Annotated in this window: 12 protein-coding genes; 7 read left to right on the forward strand and 5 right to left on the reverse strand. The window is 62.2% G+C overall.

Features of this window, described 5'->3' with window-relative positions; translation table 11 throughout:
* Positions 1-47 precede the first annotated feature (47 nt).
* On the forward strand, positions 48-1,169 hold the full coding sequence (ispG, locus tag RA21_RS00770; protein ID WP_039145522.1) for a flavodoxin-dependent (E)-4-hydroxy-3-methylbut-2-enyl-diphosphate synthase: 1,122 nt from the start codon (positions 48-50) through the stop codon (positions 1,167-1,169).
* Between the two features lie 90 nt (positions 1,170-1,259).
* Here ispG and RA21_RS00775 read toward each other — a convergent pair whose 3' ends face one another.
* Positions 1,260-2,024, reverse strand: a complete 765-nt coding sequence (locus RA21_RS00775) for a DsbA family protein (RefSeq protein ID WP_039145524.1) — start codon at positions 2,022-2,024, stop codon at positions 1,260-1,262.
* On the reverse strand, positions 2,021-3,400 hold the full coding sequence (locus RA21_RS00780) for a M48 family metalloprotease (RefSeq protein ID WP_039145526.1): 1,380 nt from the start codon (positions 3,398-3,400) through the stop codon (positions 2,021-2,023). Before RA21_RS00780 ends, RA21_RS00775 begins: the two co-directional genes overlap by 4 nt.
* On the opposite strand from RA21_RS00780, the gene RA21_RS00785 reads away from it, so the two are divergent.
* From RA21_RS00785 to RA21_RS00795, 3 genes are all read left to right on the forward strand, one after another.
* Positions 3,399-4,544: a pyridoxal phosphate-dependent aminotransferase gene (locus RA21_RS00785; RefSeq protein ID WP_039145528.1), complete on the forward strand. Its 1,146-nt coding sequence runs from the start codon at positions 3,399-3,401 to the stop codon at positions 4,542-4,544. The two genes, RA21_RS00780 and RA21_RS00785, sit on opposite strands and share 2 nt — an antisense overlap.
* Before the next feature lie 92 nt (positions 4,545-4,636).
* Positions 4,637-5,863, forward strand: a complete 1,227-nt coding sequence (locus RA21_RS00790) for an N-acetylmuramoyl-L-alanine amidase (RefSeq protein WP_039145530.1) — start codon at positions 4,637-4,639, stop codon at positions 5,861-5,863.
* A gap of 166 nt (positions 5,864-6,029) precedes the next feature.
* A complete protein-coding gene (locus tag RA21_RS00795; protein WP_039145531.1) occupies positions 6,030-8,531 on the forward strand; it encodes a penicillin-binding protein 1A in 2,502 nt (833 codons plus the stop codon).
* Here RA21_RS00795 and RA21_RS00800 read toward each other — a convergent pair.
* Positions 8,525-10,522, reverse strand: coding sequence for a Hint domain-containing protein (locus tag RA21_RS00800; RefSeq protein ID WP_039145533.1), 1,998 nt, complete (start codon positions 10,520-10,522; stop codon positions 8,525-8,527). The genes RA21_RS00795 and RA21_RS00800 overlap by 7 nt on opposite strands.
* 224 nt (positions 10,523-10,746) lie before the next feature.
* Here RA21_RS00800 and prfB point away from each other — a divergent pair, with 224 nt between their 5' ends.
* Both prfB and RA21_RS00810 read left to right on the forward strand, forming a co-directional pair.
* Entirely contained in the window at positions 10,747-11,874 is a 1,128-nt protein-coding gene (gene prfB / locus RA21_RS00805; RefSeq protein WP_039145535.1) for a peptide chain release factor 2, read from the forward strand.
* A 245-nt stretch (positions 11,875-12,119) separates the two neighbouring features.
* On the forward strand, positions 12,120-12,890 hold the full coding sequence (locus RA21_RS00810; protein ID WP_039145537.1) for a DUF2189 domain-containing protein: 771 nt from the start codon (positions 12,120-12,122) through the stop codon (positions 12,888-12,890).
* A 2-nt stretch (positions 12,891-12,892) separates the two neighbouring features.
* Here RA21_RS00810 and RA21_RS00815 read toward each other — a convergent pair whose 3' ends face one another.
* The gene (locus RA21_RS00815) at positions 12,893-13,690 is read right to left on the reverse strand and encodes a helix-turn-helix domain-containing protein (RefSeq protein WP_241483456.1); all 798 of its coding nucleotides are present in this window, start codon (positions 13,688-13,690) and stop codon (positions 12,893-12,895) included.
* Positions 13,691-13,925: 235 nt separating this feature from the next.
* Between RA21_RS00815 and RA21_RS00820 the strand changes: the two genes are divergently transcribed.
* Positions 13,926-14,279, forward strand: coding sequence for a hypothetical protein (locus RA21_RS00820; protein ID WP_039145540.1), 354 nt, complete (start codon positions 13,926-13,928; stop codon positions 14,277-14,279).
* A 29-nt stretch (positions 14,280-14,308) separates the two neighbouring features.
* Here RA21_RS00820 and ilvN read toward each other — a convergent pair whose 3' ends face one another.
* Complete coding sequence (gene ilvN, locus RA21_RS00825; RefSeq protein WP_019296778.1) at positions 14,309-14,869, reverse strand: acetolactate synthase small subunit; 561 nt, start codon at positions 14,867-14,869, stop codon at positions 14,309-14,311.
* Positions 14,870-14,916 lie beyond the last annotated feature (47 nt).

The following is a 14,916-nucleotide window of genomic DNA, read 5'->3' on the forward strand; positions in this document are numbered from 1 at the left end:
TGCACGTATCTAGACCGCAACAGGATCCAGCCGGGACACCAGCCGCAATGTCGATCAATCACATCCGCCCCTGGCGCCATATCGAGCGCCGCAAGAGCCGCCAGATCCATGTGGGTAACGTGCCCGTCGGCGGCGACGCCCCGATCGCGGTGCAGACTATGACCAACACGCTGACCACCGATGTGGCCGCAACGGTCGCACAGGTTCAGGCGGCGGCAGAGGCGGGCGCTGATCTGGTGCGGATCTCGGTGCCGGATGAGGCTTCCTCTAAGGCGCTGAAGGAGATCGTGCGCGAAAGCCCGGTGCCGATCGTCGCTGACATCCATTTCCACTACAAGCGCGGTATCGAGGCCGCCGAGGCCGGGGCTGCCTGCCTGCGCATCAACCCGGGCAATATCGGTGACGAAAAGCGCGTGGCTGAAGTGATCAAGGCGGCGCGCGACCACAATTGCTCGATCCGCATCGGGGTGAATGCTGGGTCTCTGGAAAAGCACTTGCTTGACAAATACGGCGAGCCTTGCCCTGAAGCGATGGTGGAGAGCGGTCTCGACCATATTCGCATCCTGCAGGATCATGACTTCCACGAATTCAAGATCTCGGTGAAAGCCTCCGACGTCTTCATGACCGCCGCCGCCTACCAGCAGCTGGCGGAAGCCACCGACGCGCCCATTCATCTTGGCGTGACTGAGGCCGGCGGTTTTGTCTCCGGCACCATCAAATCGGCGATCGGCCTGGGCCAGCTTCTTTGGATGGGCATCGGCGACACCCTGCGCGTCAGCCTCTCTGCCGATCCGGTGGAGGAGGTGAAGGTAGGTTTCGAGATCCTCAAGTCTCTCGGCCTGCGCCATCGCGGCGTCAACATCATCTCTTGCCCCAGCTGCGCGCGGCAGGGGTTTGACGTGATCAAGACGGTGGAAACACTGGAGGAACGGCTGGCCCATATCCACACGCCGATGAGCCTGTCGATCATCGGCTGCGTGGTGAACGGCCCCGGCGAGGCGCTGATGACCGATGTCGGTTTCACCGGCGGCGGCGCGGGCTCCGGCATGGTCTACCTGGCGGGCAAGGCCAGCCACAAGATGTCCAACGAACAGATGGTCGACCACATCGTCGAAGAGGTCGAGAAAAAGGCTGCCCAGATCGAGGCGACTCAAGAGGCGGCGGAGTAGGGCGTTTCAAACGCCAGCTATGCTTCTTCTTTGCAATAATACTCCGGGGTCCGGGGCAGAGCCCCGGACCAGCCGGTTCAACTTAACCTGTCAGCTCTGCTGCTCGCGGATTTCCGCCACCATCAGCTCCATCTGATCGGCGGGCAGGTAGCCGCGCAGAAGCTCGGTGCCCAGCACAAAGGTCGGGGTGCCGGAGATTGCCATCTTCTGTGCCAGCGCACGGGTCTGGCGCAGCTCTGCGGTCACCTCTTCGCTGTCCATCTTGGCAAAAATTGCCTCAGCATCCAGCGACAGGCCGTCTGCCAGGCGGCGCAGGGCGACCTCGTTCGGCTCACCTCCGAATTCGATCAGCGCGTCATGCACATCCTTGTAGGCATCATCGCCTGCCACCTGTTTGGTTGCGACGGCAAAGCGTGCGGACAGAACGGAAGCGTCGCCCAGGATCGGCAGTTCCTTGATCACCAGGCGGATATTACCATCGCTTTCCAGCAGCTTGGCCACTTCCGGTGCGGCCTTGCGGCAGTAGCCGCAGCGGTAGTCCATGAATTCGACCAGGGTAATGTCGCCGTCAGGGTTGCCGCCAACCCAGGAATATCCGTCGTTTTGCAGCTCCGCCAGATTGTCGGCAACCAGCGTGTCATCGCGGGCGGCTTCGGCCTGCTGCTGGCGCTGTTCCAGAAGGTCGACGGCCTCCAGGATCAGCTCTGGATTGGCCAGGATGTACTCGCGCACTTCCTTGCCGAAGGCCTCGCGTTCCGCCTCCGACATTGAGCTGATGTCAAAGGCCTGCGCCGGCGCGCCCAGGAGGGCCAGGGCAGTAGCCGCGGCTGTGGCGGTGCGGGTGAAAAGGGTCATTTGCGTCTCTTTCTCTTCTGAGCTTGTTCATAGGCCACCAGCACATCCTGCGCCCGCCGGGCGGCGGGGGATCCGGCTGGCAGCAGGGCGGTGGCCCGTTTGGCGTGAATGCCGGCGTCATTCAGACGCCCTTGCAAGGCATAGCGTTCGGCAGTGACCAGGGCGGCCATGCCGTTTTGTCCGGTCTTGGCATAGGCCAGCGACATGTCGCGCAGCAGCACTGTATTGCGGAAGTCGATGGCGCGGGCGCGTTCCATGGATTTCAGTGCCGCTTTGGGCTGGCTCGCGGCCAGCTGTGCGCGGCCGTAGCCGGTCAGGATCAGCGGGTCCTTGGGGGCAAGGCTGACGGCCTTGCCATAGGCGGCTAGTGCCGCGGACCACTGGCGGTTCTCGATCAGGATCTGGCCCTTGAGTTCGTAATAGAATGGATCGGAAGGCCGTGCAGCCAGCGCGCCGTTTACCGCCTTCAGCGACTTTTTCAGGTTTCTCTGCCGGTGATAGGCGGCGGCCTCGCGCATCAGGCGGACGTCCTTGTACTGCTCCTCGCGCACTCGGCGCAGGGTCCATTTCGGCGCGCGGGTAAAGGCCGACAGCTTGCCGCGGACCCGGGCGAACCAGTATTGCGCGTCCGGGCTGGTCTGGCCCTTGTCGCCATAGGCGGCCAGATAGGCCTGCGCGGCCCGCATACGGTCGCGGCTGAGGGGGTGGGAGCGGGTGTAGGGATCCTGGGTACCTGCACTCAGCACTTCCTGGCCTGCAAAGGCGCGGTGCAGATCGACCAGTCCCTGCGGGCTGATGCCTGCCCGGTTCAGGTAGTCAGCGGCGGAACGGTCGGCGCTGCTTTCCTCTGCCCGTGTGTGGGCCAGGAAGCTGCGGAAGGCCGAGCTTTGGGTGCCGATGGCAATGCCCGCCGCCGCATCCCCGCCGCCTGCCGCCGCAGCCAGCGCGGCCAGTGCCAGGCCAAGACCGGCAGCACTGTTGGCAGAGCGCAAGTTCTGCATTCGCCGTGACAGGTGGCCGTTGGTGATATGGGCCGCCTCATGGGCTAGCACGGCTTGCAGCATTTCCGGTGAGGTGACCTTGAGGATCAGCCCGTAATTCACAAATATCGTTCGAGAATCCAGGACGAATGCGTTGAAGGACGAGTCGTTGACCAGCAGGATGCGAACCCGGTTTGCGTTCAAACCCGCGGCGCGCAGAACCGGGGCCGCCAGCCGGTTCAGCCCGTATTCGATATCCGGATCGCGCAGCAGCGAGATAGACGCCGCCTGCGCCGCCGCTGCAAATTGGACAAGCGTGCAAACCAGAAGAGCCGGGATTGACGCCAGCCGGAAGAAACGGTCAAAACTCATGCGCGCACATTGGGAGATTAGCATGCGAAACTCAACCCGGTCCGAGGTCGATCCCTTCATTGTGATGGATGTGATGGAGGCTGCCCGCAAGGCTGAGGAGGCGGGCCGCCACATCATCCACATGGAGGTGGGCCAGCCGTCGACCGGGGCGCCATCCGGGGCGCTGAAGTCGCTGGGGAATGCGTTGGAGAACAACGCCTTGGGCTACACGGTTGCTCTGGGCCTGCCAGCCCTGCGCAAGCGGATCGCGCAGCTCTATGGGGAGTGGTACAATGTCGATCTGAACCCAGAGCGGGTGATCGTGACGCCGGGTTCCTCCGGCGCTTTTCTGCTCAGCTTCACCGCTTTGTTCGACAGCGGCGACCGCGTGGGCATCGGCGCGCCGGGCTATCCCTCCTACAGGCAGATCCTGAAGGCGCTGGGGCTGGTGCCGGTGGACATCCAGACCGCACCGGAAAACCGGCTGCAGCCGGTCGCGGCGGACCTCAAGGGGCAAAAGCTGTCCGGCCTGATGGTTGCCTCGCCCGCCAATCCGACCGGCACCATGCTGGACCGTGCGGCGATGGGGGCGCTGATCGATGCGGCCAGGGAAGAAGGCGCCAGCTTTATCTCCGACGAGATCTATCACGGGCTGGAATACGAGGCGAAGGCAGTCACGGCGCTGGAGCTGACCGACGAGTGTTATGTCATCAATTCCTTCTCCAAGTTCTTTTCGATGACCGGTTGGCGGGTCGGCTGGATGGTGGTGCCGGAGGATCATGTGCGCGTGGTCGAACGGATCGCCCAGAACATGTTCATCTGCGCGCCGCACGCCAGCCAGGTGGCGGCGCTGGCCGCACTCGATTGCGAAGACGAGATGCGGGATAACCTGGCTGTCTACGCCAAGAACCGCCAGCTGATGCTGGACGGGCTGCCGAAGGCCGGTTTCACCAAGATCGCACCGCCGGACGGGGCGTTTTATGTCTATGCCGATGTGTCCGACCTGACGGATGACAGCCGCAGCTTTGCCGCGGAAATTCTTGATAGTGCTGGCGTTGCCGTGACGCCGGGGCTGGATTTCGATCCCGTCCGCGGCGCCACCACGCTGCGGTTCTCCTATGCGCGCTCCACCGCGGATATCGAGGAAGGCCTGGCAAGGCTGGCGCTGTTCATGGCGTCGCGGGATTAAGCCGCGGATAGACGCAGAAGGCGGATTTCCAATCACGCGCAAATTGCCTAGTCTGCCGGCCAAAAGGCCGGAGGGCCAGGCATGAGGCAGATATGGGCAGACTGATCACACTCACCGCGTTGATCTGGGCACTGGCAGCAGGCGCCTGGGCGCAAGGCGGCAGCGGCTTCAGCGGGCTGGCGCGCATTGATGCCGGGGCCAGCCAGGTGCGCGATGCCGGGCCGGGGGCAGAGATCACGCTGGGTCTCAGCCAGGGGGTGCCGTACCGGCTTTTCACCCTGACGGAACCGCCGCGTTTGGTTCTGGATTTCCAAGAGGTCGACTGGACCGGGTTGACGGCAGAGAAACTGCTGCAGGGGGATCAGGTCACCGCGGCGCAATTCGGCACTTATGTTCCCGGCTGGTCGCGTCTGGTGCTGCAACTGGCGGGACCGATGAGGGTGGCCTCTGCCGCTTTGTCGGTTGATCAGGTGACAGCGGCCGCAACACTGACAGTTGCGCTGGAACAGGTCACAGCGGAGGAGTTTGCCGCCAGCGCCGGGGCACCGCAGGACCCGCGCTGGGACCTGCCCGCACCGGAACCCATGGAGGCGAAGGCGGCGCGGGATGAGAACGCGCCGTTGCTGGTGATGCTGGATCCGGGCCACGGCGGTATTGATCCAGGTGCTGAGACAGAGGTTGTCGTAGAAAAGCACCTGATGCTGCAATTTGCCCGGGAGCTGGGCGAGGCGCTGGTGCGGTCCGGCCAGTTCACCGTGTTGTTGACCCGCGATGACGATTATTTTGTCTCGTTGGAGCGCCGCATCGCAATGGCGCATCAGGCGGGCGCGGACGTGTTCATTTCGCTGCATGCGGATACGATTTCCGAGGGCCGCGCCCACGGCTCGACCGTTTATACCCTGTCCAAAGAGGCCTCGGACGCGGCTTCAGCCAAACTGGCGGAGCGGCATCTGCGCGGTGACCTGCTCTCTGGCACCGACCTGAGACAGGCTGACGACGGCGTGACGGCTGTGATGCTGGACCTGGCCCGTCAGGAAACCCAGCCGCGCAGTGACGCGCTGGCGGCGGCGCTGATCGACGGGCTTCGGGCGCAGGGGCGGCCGATCAACAACCGGCCGTTGCGCTCTGCCGGGTTTTCGGTGCTGAAATCCGCCGATATCCCGTCCGTGCTGGTGGAACTTGGGTTTCTGTCCAGCAAGCGCGATATCAAGAATCTGGTAAACGCAGAGTGGCGCGCCAAGGCCGCCCGCGGCATTCTGAACGGGCTGATTGCCTGGCGCATCGAAGATGATGCCCGCCGGGCGCTGGTGCGGCAGTAGGCATATTTGCGCCGGAATCAGCGGATCATCTGCAAATCGGGGCCGGGTGCGGTGAAATCTGCTAGGATTTTCCCACCTTCCCCGGCGCCTATCCCCTGTTTCCCGTTTTGACGAGGGCGCTTGCCGTCCCTATATAGGCGGCACCCCGCGTGAAAGGCCAACATCCGTGCTCAGGTTCATATTCTCTTTCTTCGGCTCCATCTTCAGCACCATCACCCTTGGCGTGGCGATGGTGGCGCTGACCATTGGGGCGGTGTTCTGGATCTATGGGCGCGACCTGCCGAGCCATGAATCGCTGGCCCAGTACCAGCCGCCGACGATCAGCCGGATCTATTCGGGCGAGGGGCACCTGATTGACGAATTCGCCAAGGAACGCCGCCTGTTCACCCCGTCGCATGAGATCCCGGATCTGGTGAAACAGGCCTTTATCTCGGCGGAAGACAAGAACTTCTACAGCCATTCCGGTTATGACGCCCGCGGTATCGCCGCAGCGGCGATCGAGGCGGTGCGCTCGCGCGGGCAGAACGTGCGCGGTGCCTCCACCATTACCCAGCAGGTGATGAAGAACTTCCTGTTGTCCGGCGATCGCCGGGCCGAGCGCAAGATCAAGGAGATCATCCTCGCCACCCGGCTGGAGGAAACGCTCGACAAGGAACGCATTCTGGAGCTGTACCTGAACGAGATTTTCCTCGGCCAGAACTCCTATGGCGTGACCGCGGCGGCGCAGACCTATTTCAACAAGACCCTGAGTGAACTGGAGCCGCATGAGGCGGCGACGCTGGCCTCGATGCCCAAGGCGCCGTCGGATTATCACCCCGTGCGCCAGAAGGAGCGCCTGCTGGCGCGGCGCAACTATGTGCTGCGGGAGATGCGCGAGAACGGCTATATCTCCAAGGATGTTTATGACGTGGAGGTGGCGCAGCCGCTGCGCTCGGTCCAGAACGGCGATTTCGAGGGCTTCCGCACCACGCTGCCGCCGCGCGATTACTTTACCGATGAAATCCGCCGCCAGCTGACAGAGGACTTCGGCGAGGGTGAGTTTTTCACCGGCGGCTTTACCGTGCGCGCGACCATCGACCATGACATGCAGGCCGAGGCGGCGCTCGCGATGCGCGGCGGGCTGGAGAAATACGACCGTTCCCGCGGCATCTGGCGCGGCACCGGCGTCAAGCTGGAAGAAGAGCAGCTGAAGGACGAACCCACTTGGCGTGCAGCGCTGGCAAACGCCAATGTCTCCCGCGATATTGTGCTGGGCGGGCGCTGGTATCCGGCAGTGGTGCTGGAGGTCGGCGACAAGTCCCTGACCGTTGGTGTCGAACACAGTGAAGGCACAGGCTCTGTCCCGCGCTCCGACATCAAATGGATGAAAGGCAGCTTTGCTGACAACTTCACCCGCGGCGACGTTGTGCTGGTCCGCGCCGAGAAGAAGGACGATGCCTTCAGCCACTGGTCGCTGCGGCAGGTGCCTGAGGTCCAGGGCGGCTTTGTTGCGATGGACGTGAACTCCGGCCGGGTTCTGGCGATGCAGGGCGGCTTCTCTTACCAGCATTCGGTGTTCAACCGTGCCACCCAGGCGATGCGCCAGCCGGGTTCCAGTTTCAAGCCGTTTGTCTATGCCGCGGCACTGGACAGCGGCTACAGCCCGGCGACCATCGTCGTCGACGCCCCGATCGAGATCAACACGCCGCAGGGCCTGTGGCGGCCGAAGAACTCCACCAACAAGTTCTACGGTCCGACGCCCTTGCGCACCGGCATCGAGATGAGCCGGAACCTGATGACCATCCGCCTGGCGCAGGAGGTCGGGATGCCGGTTGTGGCGGGCTATGCAGAACGCTTTGGCGTCTATGACAATATGGGGCCGTTCCTGGCCAACTCTCTCGGGGCGGAGGAAACCACGCTTTATAAGATGGTGGCGGCCTATGCGATGTTCGCCAACGGCGGCGAGCGGGTGCAGCCGACGCTGGTGGACCGGGTGCAGGACCGTTTCGGCAAGACCATCTACCGCCACGATGATCGCGACTGCGTGGATTGCTCGGACCCGACCCTGGCGCCCGGTCAGGCGCCGCGCATTGTCACCGACCGCGAACAGGTGATGGACCCGATCACCGCCTATCAGCTCACCTCGATGATGAAGGGCGTGGTTGACCGCGGCACCGCATCGAGCGTGATCAACCTTCCGGTGCCCACCGCGGGCAAGACCGGCACCACCAACGATTCCCGTGATGTCTGGTTTGTCGGCTTCACATCCAACATCGTGGCTGGCTGCTACATGGGCTTTGACCAGCCCCGCCCGATGGGACGCGGCGCCTATGGCGGCACCATGTGCGGCCCGGTGTTCCAGCAGTTCATGAAGAAGGCGACCGAAAAATTCGGCGGCGGCCCGTTCGAGGTGCCGGAAGGCGGCCATTTCATCAAGATCGACCGCTACACTGGCGCGCGGCTGCCTGACGGCGCCTCTGGTGCCTATGTGGTGGCGGAGTATTTCCGCGACGGGGCGGAGCCGATCTTCGGCCTGACCTATGACGGCGGCTTTGCGATGGGATCGAACCTGCCGCTGATCGAGGAAGTTCAGCAATCCGGCCGCCAGGTCACCACCTCCAGCGGCGGCACTGCGGTGCTGGGACCAAAAGCGACCTTCGGCACAGTCAGTTCCGGAGGGCTTTACTGATCCAGCGGACTGGGCGGCAGCAGCAATGCCGCCTCGCAGCGGGAGGCGCAGAGGCGGGCGGTGCGCCCGCCTTCGCCGCTGTGCCAGCGCAGGTCGGGCATGATGCAGAACAGTTCCTCGCGCACCGGTTCTTCCAGCGCTGAGACCGCCTGAATACCCGGGTGGAAGCTCTCGGAGGCGGCGCCCTCGGCATAGATGATCTCGTGCTGGCCAAACAGCACATGCACATAGGTCACGGTGCCGCCTGGCTCCCGCCGGATGGAGCGGTCATTGAGCATATGCACGGCGGAGACCAGCACCTCGCTCTCACCAAACAGCAGGCTGGCCTGGGAACCGCTGAACAGCATCCGGTGCTGCGGTGAGACCAGCAGGTCGCGCTCTGCCCCGAACTGGCCTGCCTTGATGCGGATCGGAGCCAGGTTGCCAGTCGCGGGCACCGTTGACTGGCTGATCCAGCGCACTGGCTGCAGGCCGTTGTCGCGGGTCATCACCAGATCGCCGGGACGCAGGGTTTCGATGGCGCGCAGGCCCCCAGACGTGGCAATGCGGGTGCCTGCGGCAAAGCAGATGATGTTTTCGATGCCGGAAAAGTAGACGGTACTGCCGTCCAGCAAGGTGGCGCTGCCGGTCTTGCTGCCGCCGGTGTCATCAGTAATGACCAGCGTGCCCTTGTCCAGCTGGCCGTTGAAGTCCAGCGTGTCGCCAGTGGTTTCACCGTCATCGCCGCCAGTTATGGTGATGTCGCCGGTGACGAAGGCTTCGTCGGACACGATTGTGAAATAGTCGTCACCTGCGCCGCCGCTGGCAGAATCCCCTTCGCCAGCAATTATGCTGTCGTCGCCCGCGCCGCCGTCCAGCGTATCGGCACCGCTACCACCGGATATCGTGTCATCGCCGCCCTGGCCATAAATCACGTCATCGCCGTCGCCGCCGTCGATGCTGTCATCCCCGTCCGCGGGCACTTCCGGGGGCACCGCAAAGGTGATGTCGGTGACCATGTAGTCGGAGCCGTCGGTGCCATCGGTCTGCAGGTTGGCGGACAGCACCAGCTGGTCGAAGTCGCCATAGCCACTGATGTCGATGGTGCCGGTGCCAGAGCCCGCAACATCCTCAGTGAAATCCCCTTGGGCGACCAGAACGCCGTCCTTGTAGATGGCCCAGTGGCCCTCTTCGCCGTTCGACTGGGAATAAAGATGCTTAAAGGTGACGCTGACATCGTCGGTATCCTGGTCGAAGTCGACGATCAGTTCCTCTGACACGCCTGAGGCTTTGTCATATCCGATCTGGGCGTCAACCCCGCTGTCAGAGTCGGAAATCGCACCGGCCACGCCATAGCCGCCATCGTAGTAGTCGATGTTGGCAGCACTGGTGTTGCCTGCAACGGTCTTAGCCGTGACGGTGAAACCGCTGCTGGTGTCGGTGACATTGGCGTCGGTGATGCTTTGGTCGGAGTCTGTCAGGCCCGCTTCGCTGCTGCTGTCGCCATAGATCGTGTCATCGCCGCTGCCGCCTGCCAGACTGTCGCCGCCTTCACCGCCGAACACCATGTCGTTGTCGGCGCCTGCATCCACGGTATCGTCGCCCGCCCCGGCCTCGACCGTGTCCTGATTGCCTGAAGCGCCCCCGCCGTTGCCATTGTCGATCTGGTCGCCGTCGGCGTCGGTATAGCTGCTGTCGATGGTGTCGGCGCCACTGGTGCCCTCAACCTCGCCATCGGTGTCTGAATAGGCAGGCGGACTGTCTGCGCTGGCAGAGCTGACCGAGTCGACAGGACCGTAATTCGGTACGAAATAGACGTTGCCGTTGGTCGCCAGATAGTAGACGCCCGGTTCCAGTTCGTTGGTATAGGTCGTGCCGCCGTGCGTTCCGCTCCAGACCCAGTTGCCGGCGCCCAGGTTCTGGTCGGTGGTAAAGGAGGAATAGGTGGATGTGATCGTATCGCCGTGATCAAGCGATCCGTCTCCAAGCTGGACAAGATATCCGCTGGGCATGGTCCCAATTCCCCAAATCCATGGCGGGCCGGACGGCCGCGCATTGCAAACCCCAGCGTCAAGCGGGCCGCGTTAATTCCGCGTATTCTTCAGGGTGGAAAACGTGCTGCATTTTATATGTATTGTCTGAAGCTGCCGGTACGTGCCGGAACGTCCTGGCCGCTTGCCCGCAGCGCAAGGGTGGTTTATCACGCAGGCCTGATCTCAGATTGCAAGGACCTCCCATGCGCGCGGAAACCCAGAACATCGTCGCAGACATCGAGAAATCGCTGGAGCTGCTTGCCCAGCGGTTGAACTGGGAAACCGCCGAATACCGGCTGGAGGAGTTCAACGCGCGGGTTGAAGACCCGAACCTGTGGGATGATCCCGAAGCCGCCCAGAAACTGATGCGCGAGCGCCAGGCGCTGGTGGATTCCATTGATACCTACAAGGGCATCAAGCAGGATCTGTCGGACAACATCGAGCTGATCGAACTGGGCGAGATGGAAGACGATGCCGAGGTGATCAAGGATGCCGAGGCGGCGCTGGTTGCGCTTAAGGAGAAAGCGGCGGAGAAAGAGCTGGAAGCGCTGCTGGACGGTGAGGCGGATGCCAATGACACCTTCCTGGAGATCAACGCAGGCGCCGGCGGCACCGAGAGCTGCGACTGGGCCTCGATGCTGGCGCGGATGTATGTGCGCTGGGCCGAGAAGAAGGGCTACAAGGTCGAGCTTCAGTCCGAAAGCGCAGGTGACGAGGCGGGCATCAAATCCGCCGCCTACAAGATTTCCGGCCACAACGCCTATGGCTGGCTGAAATCCGAAAGCGGCGTGCACCGGCTGGTGCGGATTTCGCCCTATGACTCGGCGGCCAAGCGGCACACATCGTTCAGCTCCGTCTGGGTCTACCCGGTGGTGGACGACAATATCGAGATCGAGGTGAACCCTTCTGATATCCGCGTTGACACCTACCGCTCCTCCGGTGCCGGCGGCCAGCACGTCAACACCACCGACTCGGCGGTGCGGATCACCCACATCCCGACCGGCATCGTGGTGACCTCGTCTGAGAAATCGCAGCACCAGAACCGCGATATTGCAATGAAGGCGCTGAAATCGCGCCTCTACCAGCAGGAGCTGGACCGCCGTAACGCTGCCATTAACGAGGCGCATGAGGCCAAGGGCGATGCCGGCTGGGGCAACCAGATCCGGTCTTACGTGCTGCAGCCCTACCAGATGGTAAAGGATCTGCGCACCCAGCATGAGACCTCTGACACCAAGGGGGTGCTCGACGGCGATCTGGACGGTTTCATGGCTGCCACCCTGGCGTTGAATGTCGCCGGTAAAAGCCGCGCGGACGCGCAGGCTGAGGACTGATCCCGGCGATGTCCGGCCGGGGCATCTGACAGTTTTCAAGGGGCAGCCTGCATGGGCTGCCCTTTTTCTTTGTGCAGTTTCTGCTTCGGGCAGGTGCCGCTAAATCATGCATCTGTAAGGCATTTTATTCTGCGGATTTCGCGGCTAGGCTCAAATGAAGCATTTTTGATGCCGCTTTTGAAAAGGATGCAGGCCATCCGCGACCGGACAGAAAACAGGGCCTGCCGGAGGGGAGGAGTACCGCGATGACACCCGAAAAACCCTTTGGTGTGCCGCCGCTGCAGCGGGTCACGACGCAAATGCTGTTTGAGGCGCTGCGCCGGGGCTGGGCAGATTTCCGAAGGAAGCCGCTTTACGGGCTGTTCTTTGCTTCGGTCTATGTGCTGGCTGGCTGGCTGATGGCCTGGATCACCGTGCGTACCGGCACCACATACTGGCTGGTGCTGGCAGCCATCGGGTTCCCGCTGATCGGCCCCTTTGCCGCGGTTGGCCTTTATGAGGTGTCGAACCGGCTGGAACAGGGCAGGGGAATCGCAGTTGGCCGGATTTTGGGTGTCGTGGTGCAGCAAAGCCGCCGCCAGCTGCCGTCGATCTGCGCCATCATCGTGGTGGTTTTCCTGTTCTGGTTCTTTCTCGGCCATATGATCTTTGCCCTGTTCCTGGGGACTGCCACCATGACCAATATTTCCACCTCAGCGGAAGTGTTCCTGACTGCCAACGGGCTGATCATGCTGGCCGTCGGCACTGTAGTCGGGGCGCTGTTTGCATTGCTGCTTTACATGATCACGGTGATTGCACTGCCGCTGCTGCTGGACCGCGAGGTGGATTTCGTCACCGCGATGATTACCAGCTTTCAGTATGTGCAGCAGAATTTTGTGGTGATGATGATCTGGGCCGGAATGATCGCGGTTCTGACCTTTGCGGCGTTGCTGCCGTGGTTCCTGGGTCTGTTTCTGGTGTTGCCGCTGCTGGGCCACGCCACCTGGCACATCTACAGGCTGACAGACGCCAGTTAGCGTCAGTGGAAAGGTTGAGTGGTGTTGAGAAGGCGCCGATGGAAGGGCAGCAGGGAGTCTTCATCGGCAAACCCGGCGCTGCGGGCGGCGGCCAGAACCTGGGCCGTGTCGCGGCCCAGATGCTCATAGACCATCCGCGTCACCCGCTCGCCGGTGCCGCTTTCGCGGACGGTGCGGGCGACGTAGCCTGACCAGAAGTTGTTCTGCAGCGAGGCAACCCGCGCCAGGTAGTTGAAGGAATAGGTCATCGCCTTGCGCCGCGCGATGACAAAGGCAACGCCGTCCTCGTGGCCGCTGATGTAGCCGCGAAACTCGCGCACGCCGGGGCTGGCCGGCAGACCCTGGCTGAGCATTGCTTCCTTGGCCTCGAACCCCTTGATATAGGTGACACCGGCCTCGCGGAACACATAGACCAAGCCGATCACGAACTTCTCTTCATTGATGAAGCTGCGGCGGGTGAAGCGATAAAATCCGGAAGGGAAAAACTCTTCAGTCAGCTGCTGTACGCCGTGGCCCAGAAAGTCAGCCAGAAAGGCGCCATTTACAACCTGGCCTGCCTTTGAAAGCGTCTCCACCGGATCCAGCAGAATGCGGGCGTCAACGTCAAAGAAACGGCAGATACGGTCCAGAACATCAGGGCGCGGGAAACTTTCACCGGACAGGTACCGGTTGAATTGGGTGCGGTTGATCCCCAGCTGCCGCGACAATTCAGAAATCGACCGGTATTGCCGCGCCAGTTGACGCAAGTTGGCGCCAAACATGTTCCTTAAGTCAGCTGGAGAGCGGTTCTGGCTGTTCATTCGGGGTCCTGACTGTCCGGCTTTTACGTAGAATTTTCCCCTTTTACCGAAGGCTTATGCCAGTTTTCGGCATCACCGGACCGGTCTGTGCCGCCTACCTGCGTCAGGGGTGTCGCTAATTCACGTCAGAAGGCTAATTGAACTGACACAAAATGCAATAGCCCAACCCGATTTTTGTCATGTTGGCGTCAGCTTAATTGGTTCAGAATTGGGGGGCGGCAATACGAGGACTGGTATGATTGGAGTCATTTTATGGAGTGACGCCCCCCTGACCAAAGCCGTTATATGGTGCGACGATCAAGGGGACCTTGCTTTTTTCACAAACAAGGCTGACGCAGGCTTTCCAGAGCTGAACCCGGGTGATTGGGTTGAGTTTGACATAATCCTGAGTGGTAATATTCGAATTGCAGAAAATCTGTCTGTTGTCGTGGAGCAGGGCAGCCCTGATTTGGCCGACCGGCTGAGCGCAACAGCGGAATGCGGTGAGAAGGCGGAGCCCGATTGCCAGGAGCAGAAGGTTGTTCCCTTCCCGCTGCAGGCAGCAGAAAAGCGGCGCGTTTCCGCACCGCTTCGCAACGTTCAAGGATAACGCCGGCCCTTAACGGGCCGGGGACAGGGTCAGTTGCCGCGCAGAAGGGCGGCAACGCCGGTGCGGGCAATCTCGGCCAGACCCAGAGGGCGCATCAGATCGGCAAAGGCATCGATCTTTTCCGGCGCACCGGTGATTTCAAAGACAAAGCTGTTCAGGGTACTGTCGACCACGTTGGCGCGGAAGATATCCGCCAGCCGCAGCGCCTCGACGCGTTTGTCGCCTTCGCCTGCCACTTTCAGGATTGCCAGTTCGCGCTCCACTGCGGCGCCTTCGACCGTCAGGTCATGCACGTCGCGGACCGACACGATCCGGCCTAGCTGTGCCTTGATCTGCTCGATCACCTGCGGGGTGCCGGTGGTGACAATGGTGATGCGCGATAGGTGGCCGGTATGGTCCACCTCGGCCACGGTGAGGCTTTCAATGTTGTAGCCGCGGCCCGAAAACAGGCCGATCACCCGGGCCAGAACTCCGGGTTCGTTTTCCACCAGCACCGCAATGGTGTGGCGCTCCTGCACGTCCGAAAACGTCGGGCGCAGGTTGTAGGCGGAGTGGCGGTTGGAGCCTTTTTTGATATGCAGGGCAGACATTCGTGGTCTTCCTCTCGTATGTCGGTGCCAGGAAATTCGAATTTCCT

Origin of the sequence: Leisingera sp. ANG-DT, from assembly GCF_000813785.1 — a bacterium.
Taxonomy (GTDB): Bacteria; Pseudomonadota; Alphaproteobacteria; order Rhodobacterales; family Rhodobacteraceae; genus Leisingera.

What these genes read in the sequence shown, in the direction of transcription:
- ispG (WP_039145522.1), top strand. Translation starts at nt 48, where the DNA reads ATGTCGATCAATCACATCCGCCCCTGGCGCCATATCGAGCGCCGCAAG.
- RA21_RS00775 (WP_039145524.1), bottom strand. Translation starts at nt 2,024, where the DNA reads ATGACCCTTTTCACCCGCACCGCCACAGCCGCGGCTACTGCCCTGGCC.
- RA21_RS00785 (WP_039145528.1), top strand. Translation starts at nt 3,399, where the DNA reads ATGCGAAACTCAACCCGGTCCGAGGTCGATCCCTTCATTGTGATGGAT.
- RA21_RS00780 (WP_039145526.1), bottom strand. Translation starts at nt 3,400, where the DNA reads ATGCTAATCTCCCAATGTGCGCGCATGAGTTTTGACCGTTTCTTCCGG.
- RA21_RS00790 (WP_039145530.1), top strand. Translation starts at nt 4,637, where the DNA reads ATGGGCAGACTGATCACACTCACCGCGTTGATCTGGGCACTGGCAGCA.
- RA21_RS00800 (WP_039145533.1), bottom strand. Translation starts at nt 10,522, where the DNA reads ATGCCCAGCGGATATCTTGTCCAGCTTGGAGACGGATCGCTTGATCAC.
- prfB (WP_039145535.1), top strand. Translation starts at nt 10,747, where the DNA reads ATGCGCGCGGAAACCCAGAACATCGTCGCAGACATCGAGAAATCGCTG.
- RA21_RS00810 (WP_039145537.1), top strand. Translation starts at nt 12,120, where the DNA reads ATGACACCCGAAAAACCCTTTGGTGTGCCGCCGCTGCAGCGGGTCACG.
- RA21_RS00815 (WP_241483456.1), bottom strand. Translation starts at nt 13,690, where the DNA reads ATGAACAGCCAGAACCGCTCTCCAGCTGACTTAAGGAACATGTTTGGC.
- RA21_RS00820 (WP_039145540.1), top strand. Translation starts at nt 13,926, where the DNA reads ATGATTGGAGTCATTTTATGGAGTGACGCCCCCCTGACCAAAGCCGTT.
- ilvN (WP_019296778.1), bottom strand. Translation starts at nt 14,869, where the DNA reads ATGTCTGCCCTGCATATCAAAAAAGGCTCCAACCGCCACTCCGCCTAC.